The 2345-nt window shown below is 69.6% G+C and carries 2 protein-coding genes; both read right to left on the bottom strand.

Translation table 11 applies throughout. The features are described from left to right. Nucleotides 1-1400: argininosuccinate lyase (argH, locus tag IE249_RS22160; RefSeq protein ID WP_189707142.1), on the bottom strand; the 1400-nt coding region annotated here is incomplete at its 3' end. A gap of 115 nt (nt 1401-1515) precedes the next feature. Further along, nucleotides 1516-2345: argininosuccinate synthase (locus tag IE249_RS22155; protein WP_229859005.1), on the bottom strand; the 830-nt coding region annotated here is incomplete at its 5' end.

Genomic DNA, 2345 nt, shown 5'->3' with positions numbered 1-2345 from the left:
TGCGCCGCTACGTCCGCCTTGACTTCCGCCAGCTGGATCGCCACCGCGCTCGGGGCTGTGCCGCCTCTGCCGTTGCGGGAGGCGAGGGCGCCGGGCACGTTGAGGACGGTGCGCACCTCGGGGGTGAGGTGGGGGGAGATCTTCGCGAACTGCTCGTCGGTCAGCTCGTCGAGCTCCTTGCCCTCGGACTCGGCGGCCTTCACGCACTCTCCGGCGACCTCGTGCGCCACCCGGAAGGGCACGCCCTGCCGGACCAGCCACTCGGCGATGTCGGTGGCGAGAGAGAAGCCGGCCGGGGCGAGTTCCTCCATGCGCTCGCGGTGCACGATGAGGGTGGCCATCATGCCGGTGAAGGCGGGGAGCAGGATCTCCAGCTGGTCGCAGGAGTCGAAGACGGGCTCCTTGTCCTCCTGGAGGTCCCGGTTGTAGGCGAGGGGCAGGGCCTTGAGGGTCGCCATCAGCCCGGTGAGGTTGCCGATCAGCCGGCCGGACTTGCCCCGGGCCAGCTCCGCGATGTCCGGGTTCTTCTTCTGCGGCATGATCGACGAACCGGTGGAGAAGGCGTCGTGCAGGGTCACGAAGGAGAACTCCTTCGTGTTCCAGATGATGACCTCCTCGGCGATCCGGGAGAGGTTAACTCCGATCATCGCGGTGATGAAGGCGAACTCGGCGACGAAGTCCCGGGACGCGGTGCCGTCGATGGAGTTGGCGGCGCTGCCGTGCTCGAAGCCGAGGTCCTTCGCCACCGCCTCCGGGTCCAGGCCGAGGGAGGAGCCCGCGAGGGCGCCCGAGCCGTACGGCGATACGGCGGTCCGCTCGTCCCACTGGCGCAGCCGCTCCGCGTCCCGGGACAGCGACTGGACGTGGGCGAGGACGTGGTGGGCGAACAGGACCGGCTGGGCGTGCTGGAGGTGGGTGCGGCCGGGCATGGCCACGTCCGGGTGAGCCTCGGCGAGGCCGATCAGCGCGTCCTGGAGCTCGGCGATCAGTCCGCCGATGATCCGGGCGTGATCGCGCAGGTACATGCGGAAGAGGGTGGCGACCTGGTCGTTGCGGGAGCGGCCGGCGCGCAGCTTGCCGCCGAGGTCGGGACCGAGGCGCTCCAGCAGGCCACGCTCCAGGGCGGTGTGCACGTCCTCGTCGGCGATCGTGCCGGTGAAGTCACCGGAGGCCACGTCCGCCTCGAGGCGGTCGAGTCCGTCCAGCATGCGGGTCAGCTCGTCCTCGGTGAGCAGTCCCGCCTTCCGCAGCACGCGCGCGTGGGCGCGGGAGCCCGCGATGTCGTAGGGCGCGAGCCGCCAGTCGAAGTGGACGGACGCGGACAGCTTCGCCAGGGCCTCGGCGGGACCGTCGGCGAAACGGCCGCCCCAGAGCCGTACGTCACCGCTGTTGCTGCTCACTGACCTGCGCTCCTAGAGAAAGGTGATGTAAGGCGCCCCTGAAAGGGGCGCGGGGAACTGCGCGATCAGCCACCACGGGCCCGCAGTTCCCCTCCCACGGCAAGGGCCTGACGCGTCAGGCCAGATCCCGCTTCGCGGCAATCTTCGCCGACAGACTGTAGATGTCGATGAACCCCTTCGCCGCCGCCTGGTCGAACGTGTCGCCCGTGTCGTACGTCGCGAGGTTGAAGTCGTACAGCGACGACTCCGAGCGCCGGCCGGTGACGACCGCGCGGCCGCCGTGCAGGGTCAACCGGATGTCGCCGGAGACGTGCTGGCTGGCCTCGTCGATGAAGCCGTCCAGGGCGCGCTTGAGCGGGGAGAACCACTGGCCGTCGTAGACCAGTTCGCCCCAGCGCTGCTCGACCTGCCGCTTGTAGCGGGCGAGTTCGCGCTCGACGGTGACGTTCTCCAGCTCCTGGTGGGCGGTGATCAGGGCGATCGCGCCGGGAGCTTCGTACACCTCGCGGGACTTGATGCCGACGAGGCGGTCCTCGACCATGTCGATCCGGCCGATGCCCTGGGCGCCGGCGCGCTCGTTGAGCTGCTGGATCGCCTGGAGCACGGTGACGGGCTTGCCGTCGACGGCGACCGGGACGCCCGCCTTGAAGGTGATGACCACCTCGTCGGGCTCGCGCTGCACGGCCGGGTTCTGGGTGTACTCGTAGATGTCCTCGATCGGGGCGTTCCAGATGTCCTCGAGGAAGCCGGTCTCGACGGCGCGTCCGAAGACGTTCTGGTCGATGGAGTACGGGGACTTCTTGGTGGTGGCGATCGGGAGGTTCTTGTCCTCGCAGAACGCGATGGCCTTGTCCCGGGTCATCGCGTAGTCGCGGACCGGCGCGATGCACTTGAGGTCGGGGGCGAGGGCGACGATGCCGGCCTCGAAGCGGACCTGGTCGTTGC

This window comes from Streptomyces anandii JCM 4720 (genome assembly GCF_014650655.1).
GTDB classification, from domain to species: Bacteria; Actinomycetota; Actinomycetes; order Streptomycetales; family Streptomycetaceae; genus Streptomyces; species Streptomyces anandii.
This window is presented reverse-complemented; position numbering and strand designations above follow the sequence as displayed.